This is a genomic window from Stenotrophomonas sp. STEN147, from assembly GCF_056757995.1.
In genome coordinates, this window is record NZ_JBRRCG010000020.1 from 60688 (window position 1) to 67691 (window position 7004).

Below are 7004 nucleotides of genomic sequence, written 5' to 3' on the forward strand. Positions count from 1 at the left end.
GGGGATGCAGGGGCACTCAGGCAAGCCCCGGGGAATGGGAGGCCGCGCTCAGCGCGACCGCGGCAGGTCGGTCACGGCCGGTGGAAGGGTCGGCGCAGGTGCGGGAGCCGGCGGGGTCCGTTCGCGGCTGCGTTCGATCACCTCCACCTTCGGCTCCTTCCAGGGACCGGTCACCTTGTAGGTACGGGCGCCGATCTCACCCAGCGGCTTGGACAGCACCGCATTGGTCGCCGCCCCCAGCGCCGCCCCGACCGGGCCACCGGCCACTGCGCCGACCACGGTCAGCAGATTGCCGGCACGCGGATTGACGTCGATGGTCTGGTCGAACTGCTGCTGGCGCAGGTCGGCCTGGCCGCGGATGGTGATGTTCGCCGCGGGCCCTTCGATCAGCACCTTTTCGGTGCGGGCCACGCCCTGGCCGAACTGCAGGCTGCCCTCGATCTGGTTGAACGCGAAGCCCTTGGAGAAGAAATCACGGAAGTCGAACATCAGCCGCCGCGGCAGCTGGGCCACGCTGAGCAGACCCAGCACGCGACCGGCACCGGGGTCCAGTTCCAGCAGCTGACCGTTGCGCGCATGGATATCCAGCTGGCCCTGCAGATTGCCCAGCTGGAAGTCCGACGGCCCGCCATTCCACGACGCCTGCAGCTGCGCCTGGCCGGCGCCGCCACGCAGCTGGCCACCGTAGTCGAGATTCTGCATCAGCGCGCCGAGATCCTCGCTGCGCACCTGCGCGTTCAGCTCGGTGCGGGCGCCGCTGCTGCTGCCCAGCCAGCGGCCGGTGATGTCGATCTCCTGGTCGGGCGCGCGGAAGCGCAGGGTCTGCACCTCCAGGCCGTTGCCCCGCGGGCGGGTACGCAGCACGGCCTGGCCGAGCGCCACCTTGCCGAACTTCAGGTCGGCGATGTCCAGCGCGAACGGCGGCAGTTTGGCCGGATCCATGTCGTTGGCGCCGGCCTGCACCCGGGGCGGTGCCGCTGGCGCATCGGGTGCGGCCGGCAGTGACTGCCAGTACACCCGGTCGAGCTGGCCGCTGATGGTGCCGCCCTCGGCATTCGGCACGCTCAAGCGGCCAGCAAGGGAAGGGCCGTCCAGGCGCACATCCAGCGCCTGCGCGCCCGGGCGCAGTTGCAGGCGGGTCTGCTCGAAGACCCCTCCGATCAGCATCAAGCGGCCGACCTGCACGTCGATCGCCCGCAACGGCATCGGATCGCCGTCGCCGTCTCCGCCGCGGGCCAGGCCGATCCACTCCAACGCGTCCAGGGTCGGGCTGTGACCGTTGACCGCCAGCCCGCTGGAAGGCGGCTCGCGGTCGACCTGGCCGCTGCCGAGGGTCACCTGCACGCCGGTCTGATTGTTATGGCTGCGCGCGGCCAGGGCCAGGCGCTGGCCAAACGCCACGTCGATGCGGCCATCCCCCATCGGCAGCTGCGCAGTCACGGTGGTGGCCAGTGGCTCGTCGGCGGGCTTGTCCAGCGGGGCGGGAAGATCCAGGCGCGTGCCTGCCAGATCCGAGCGCAGGCGCAGTTCGCTGGGAGGAGCGGGCGCACCTGGCGCGACCTTCGGCAGGTTGACGGCGATGGTCCAGGGCGAGGTACCGGTGATGTAGGGCTTGAGCCAGGCCATTTCCGGCGCGCGGTCAATCAGCACGCCTGCATCAAGGCGCGCCGAAAGCTCCGACTCGAACGCCAGCTTCGGGTCACGCACGAACCCACCCGCGCGCAGGCTCAGTTGGCCGTCCTGGCCCAGATGGCGCACCGCCAGTTGCTCGGCGGCAAACCCCCCGTTGCCGTAGCGGGCCAACCCACGCATGTTGTCGAATTCCAGCGCGAAGCGCTTCTCCACCAGCTTCACGCCGGCCAGATCGACCGTGCCCTGCAGGTGACCTCCCCCTTCGTCGGCATGCAGCGGCTGCAGCAGGTCGAAGGTCACCTGCGCCGGCCCGGCGGCGGTCAGGTTGTCCAGCGTCTCGCCGTATTCCTGGTGCAACGGGCTCTGCCGCAGCAGCGCCAGCAGCTTTCCGGCTTCGCTGCGGGTATCGGCACGCACGTACAGCGGCTGCTGGCCGAAATCCTTGATGCCGGCCTCGAAGTGCTGCACCGGCACGCCTGCCAGGTCACCACGCCCCTGCATGTGGAAGCCAGGACCGATGAAGGCGATGTCGGCGTCAACCTGGCTCATCAGCGGCCAGTCGCGCTGGAAGCGGATGTCGCCGCGGGTGATATGGCCGGTGGCCTCGAACCGCCCGTCGTTGTTGTCGAAGGGCCAGTCGTCGAGGTCACCGGTGACCAGGCCGATACCATCACGCACCTGGCCGCCGGCCAGCGCCATGTCCAGCCAGTCGGTGGCTCCCTTGCTCATCCTGGAATGGATCCAGAAGCGCTTGGCGGCCGTCATCGGTACATCGTCCAGCTTGGCCGCCAGCTGCAGCCACGGACGCGTGCCATTGCCCTGGAACCAGACACCGCCGCGCAGATCGGCTGCGTAATCCGTGCCTTCCACGCGCAGGGCGGCCGTGCCGATGCGCCAGCCGCCGCCTTCGTCGCGCCACCCCACCACCTGGCCTGCCAGGTGCAGGTCGTGGCGCACACCGAAGCCGGTCGGCCAATCGAACTGAAGCTCGCGTTGCGGCTGCAGCTGCAGGCGGAAGCCATCGGCGTCGCCCTCGAAATGGCCGCCCAGCCCACGCAGGCCAGGTGCGTCACCGACGCTGGCAAAACCCAGCGACTGCAGCTCGCCCTGGGCCCACAGCGGACCGTTGCGCGTGCCGGCCAGCTGCAGTTCCCGCAGATCCAGCTGCGGCTTTGACAGGAACAGCCAACGCCGCAGGCCAGGGTCCAGGCGGTCACTCAGCGCCAGCGCACGCAGCGCGGTGCCGGCCTGCACCGCCCCGCTGCGGATGCCCAGTTGCGTGCCGACCTGCAGGTGCAGTCCATCAAGCTGCTGCGCGCCGGTGTCGTCCACCAGCCGCAGGCGCGGTACCTGCATCGCCCATCCGTCCGCCTGCCGCTGCCAGCGCAGCAGCGCCTGCATGCGCTGCAACTGCAGCCGCGGCACTGCCAGCCCCGGCATCGGTGCACCGTCGATGCGCAGATCCCGCAGATCCGAATTGGTGGTCAGCGCCACGGGGACGAAATCGCGCAGGGTCAGCCACACATTGAGTTCGCCGCGTCCTTCACGCAGGCGCACGCCCCCGGCCGCCAGCAACGGCGACCAGGCGCGGAAATCGATGGGATCGGCGCCCAGCCATGCCTCGCCGTCGCCACGCACACGGTCCACATCCAGCACGGCGGTCAGCGGCAGTGCGTCGGTCTGGGCCCAGGCCCGCACGCCTACCCGCAGGCGGTCGCCGTTGACGCGCAGGCGCAGATCGACGCGCGGCAATACGGTGTCGATGCCGAGTGCCGGGGCCTGCACGCCCAGCCGGCCGCCGATCACCTGCAGCTCGCCCAGCCGGCGCAGTGCCTCCAGCGGGTCACCCCCGCTGCTGGGCTGCGGCAGGCCACGCACCGACCAGCGACCGTCCTGGCTCTGCTGCAGATCCAGGGCCAGGCCGCGCAGACGCAGCTCGGTCAACGAACGGCCCGGCAGCAGGCCGCTGTACATCGACACTAGGATTTCAGCCTCGCCGACCGCCAGGCCCTGCCCGGCGCCGATGCGCAGGCCCTTCAGCTGCAGCAGCGGGCCACGACGGGTCCACGCCGTGTCCAGCTGGTCGAAACGGACCGGCTGGCCTGCGCGCTCGCTCAACCAGGCGGCGATCCTGTCGGGGTGTCGCTCGGCCAGCGGCAGCAGTTGGCTGAAGGTGCCCACCAGCAGCGCCAACCCGACCAGGGCCACCGCACAGGCAGCAATGAGATGACGGCGGATCCTTCGCAGTCGCAGGCGCGGCGGCGCGCTCATCGGCCGCCGCCGACCTTCGCCCGGCGTGGATCAGAGCAGCACAACATCGAACTGCTCCTGCAGGTACTGCTCATCCGCCTGGAAACGGATGCTCTTGCCGAGGAACTCTTCCAGCTCGGCCACCGCCGCGGATTCCTCATCGGTGATGCGCGCCACCACCTTGGTCGACGCGATCACCAGCAGGCGCGCGGCATCGAACTGGCGCACCGCGCGGGTGATCTCGCGGAAGATCTCGTAGGTGACCGTTTCGGTGGTCTTGATGGTGCCGCGACCGCTGCACTGCGGGCAGGTCTCCGACAGCTGGCGCTCCAGGCTTTCGACCGTGCGCTTGCGGGTCATCTCCACCAGGCCCAGCGGCGAGAAGTCGTAGACCGTGGTCTTGGCATGGTCCCGCGCCAGCGCCTTTTCCAGGGTCCGCAGCACCTGGCGGCGGTGCTCGGCATTGTCCATGTCGATGAAGTCGATGATGATGATGCCGCCGAGATTGCGCAGGCGCAGCTGCCTGGCCACGGCCTGCGCCGCCTCCAGGTTGGTGCGGAACACCGTCTCCTCCAGGTTGCGCTGGCCGAGGAACGACCCGGTGTTGACGTCGATGGTGGTCATCGCTTCGGTCTGGTCGATCACCAGGTAGCCACCGGACTTCAGCGGCACCTGTTTGTCCAGCGCGCGGCCGATCTCGTCCTCCACGCCGAACATGTCGAAGATCGGGCGATCGCCGGAGTACAGCTCCAGCTTCTCGGCCAGCACCGGCATGTACTTGGCCACGAAAGCCTGCAGCTGCGCGAACGTTTCCTTGGAATCGACCTTCACCTTGTCCACGTCCTTGCGGATCAGGTCGCGCACCGAACGCAGCGGCAGGCTCAGGTCTTCATAGATCACGCTGCAGGGGGTGGCGTCGCGGCCGCGGCGCTCCACCACGTTCCAGACCCGCGACAGATAGGCGATGTCCTCGGCGATGGCTTCGGCCGGCTGCCCTTCGGCGTTGGTGCGCACGATGTAGCCGTAGCCGCCGTGCTGTGCCGACAACTCGGTCACCAGCGCCTTCAGACGCGCGCGCTCGGCCTCGTCCTCGATGCGCGCGGACACGCCCACCACTTTCGATTGCGGCAGCAGCACCATGTAGCGCGACGGGATGCTGATCTGCGTGGTCAGCCGCGCGCCCTTGGTACCGATGGGATCCTTCACCACCTGCACCACGATGTCCTGGCCGTCGCGCAGCAGCTCGACGATCGGGACGCTGGCCGGTGGTGGCAGCGTGGTGTTCTCGGTGTCGGCACTGGCCACCGGCGCCGGCCGCACCACGTCGTTGGCATGCAGGAACGCAGCGCGCTCAAGGCCGACCTCGACGAAGGCGGCCTGCATGCCCGGCATCACCCGCTGCACCTTGCCCTTGTAGATATTGCCGACCACACCCCGGCGCCAGCCGCGCTCGATGTGCAGTTCCTGCAGCATGCCATTCTCGATCACCGCGACCCGGGTCTCGCGTGGGGTCACATTGACCAGGATTTCCTCAGACATCTGCAGCCTCCCTGGCGGCGTTGGCAATGGGAGCCGGCACGCCGCAGCGCGCCAGCAGACGATCGGTGTGCAGCAGCGGAAGCCCCATCACACCGGAGTAGCTGCCGGACAGGTGTTCGATCCAGCGCTCGGCCCCACCCTGGATGGCGTAGGCCCCGGCCTTGTCCAGCGGCTCACCGGTGGCCACATAGGCGGCGATGTCGGCGGTGCCGATCGCAGCGAACGTGACCTCGGACACCACCAGTTCGCTGTCCAGCCCGGCCGCGCCGACCACCACCACGGCCGTCATCACCTGGTGCGTGCGTCCGGCCAGGCGCGCCAGCATTGCCCGGGCATCGGCGGCATCGACCGGCTTGCCGAACACCTCGCCATCAAGCACGACCTCGGTATCCGAGCCCAGCACCCGTGCGTCCGGGTCATCGGCCAGCACCCGGGCCAACCCGGCGCGCGCCTTGTCGGCCGCAACCCGGCAGACGTACTGTTCGGCGCTTTCACTGGGCGCGCGCTGCTCGACAACCTCCAGGTCAAGCGCCTGGAAGGGGCGTCCGAGTCGGGCCAGCAGCTGGTTGCGTCGGGGGGAGCGGGAAGCAAGATAGAGCATCGGCACAGCATAACCTGAGGCCGCCGCCTGAATCGTCGGCAACCTGCTCCCGCGTGCCTTCAACCCCGAACGGACTCACAGCGCGTTCATCGCTACGACACCACCCTCACGCCACAACAAGGAGATCCCATGCGCCTGACCGCCTCCCCGCTGCTGCTTGCCCTGTCCCTCGCCCTTGGAGCCTCGATGTCCGCCCATGCCGCCCCGCCGCCGCCGATCGCCGCCCCGGCCGAGGGCACCCTGCTGAACATTTCGGCCAACGCCGAAGCGACCCGTGTGCCGGATGTGGCCACCCTGTCGGCCGGCGTGGTCACCCAGGCCGCCGACGGCAACAGCGCCATGCGCCAGAATGCGCAGCAGATGGACAAGGTGCTGGCCGCGATCAAGGCGGCCGGCATCGCAGAGCGCGATGTGCAGACCAGCGGCGTCAGCCTCAACCCGCAGTACCGCTATGCCGACAACGAAGCGCCGAAGATCACCGGCTACCAGGCCAGCAACACCGTCAGCCTGAAGGTCCGCGACATCGCCAAGCTGGGCCAGGTGCTCGATGCGCTGGCCGCCCAGGGCGCCAACCAGATCAACGGCCCCAGCTTCGAGATCGACCAGCCGGAACCGGTCTATGACGAAGCCCGCCTGGCCGCGCTGAAGAAGGCACAGGCCCGCGCCCAGACCTACGCCAAGTCGCTGGGCCTGCAGGTGCGCCGCATCGTCAGCATCTCTGAAAACAGCAACGGCGGCTTCCGCCCGGTGCCGATGATGCGGGCACAGATGGCCTCGGCCGCCATGGACAAGGCCACGCCGGTCGCACCGGGCGAATCCACCGTTTCGGTCAACCTGGACGTGGTGTTCGAGCTGGGTCGCTGACGACCCGGCACGGCGGGGGGGCAGGACCCCCGACCACCCCCCGCCCCCAAAAGGAGCCCCCCGGGCCCGCGGGCAATACACCCGGAACGTGACCCGCCCCCGGGAGGAGAATAAAGGC

The 7004-nt window shown here is 69.3% G+C and carries 4 protein-coding genes; 1 reads left to right on the top strand and 3 read right to left on the bottom strand.

Annotated features, from left to right (window positions below):
* Nucleotides 1–48: 48 nt before the first annotated feature.
* From ACVOKU_RS16525 to ACVOKU_RS16535, 3 genes are read right to left on the bottom strand one after another with little or no spacing between them, the layout of a single operon-like run.
* Nucleotides 49–3903 carry a YhdP family protein gene (locus tag ACVOKU_RS16525; RefSeq protein WP_481560409.1) on the bottom strand — a complete coding sequence of 1285 codons (3855 nt, stop codon included), beginning with the start codon at nt 3901–3903 and terminating at the stop codon, nt 49–51.
* 30 nt (nt 3904–3933) lie between these two features.
* Entirely contained in the window at nt 3934–5421 is a 1488-nt protein-coding gene (gene rng, locus ACVOKU_RS16530; protein WP_481560410.1) for a ribonuclease G, read from the bottom strand.
* Entirely contained in the window at nt 5414–6022 is a 609-nt protein-coding gene (locus tag ACVOKU_RS16535) for a Maf family nucleotide pyrophosphatase (protein ID WP_053516777.1), read from the bottom strand. The genes rng and ACVOKU_RS16535 overlap by 8 nt, the downstream gene beginning before the upstream one ends.
* Before the next feature lie 129 nt (nt 6023–6151).
* On the opposite strand from ACVOKU_RS16535, the gene ACVOKU_RS16540 reads away from it, so the two are divergent.
* The gene (locus ACVOKU_RS16540) at nt 6152–6886 is read left to right on the top strand and encodes an SIMPL domain-containing protein (RefSeq protein ID WP_481560411.1); all 735 of its coding nucleotides are present in this window, start codon (nt 6152–6154) and stop codon (nt 6884–6886) included.
* Nucleotides 6887–7004 lie beyond the last annotated feature (118 nt).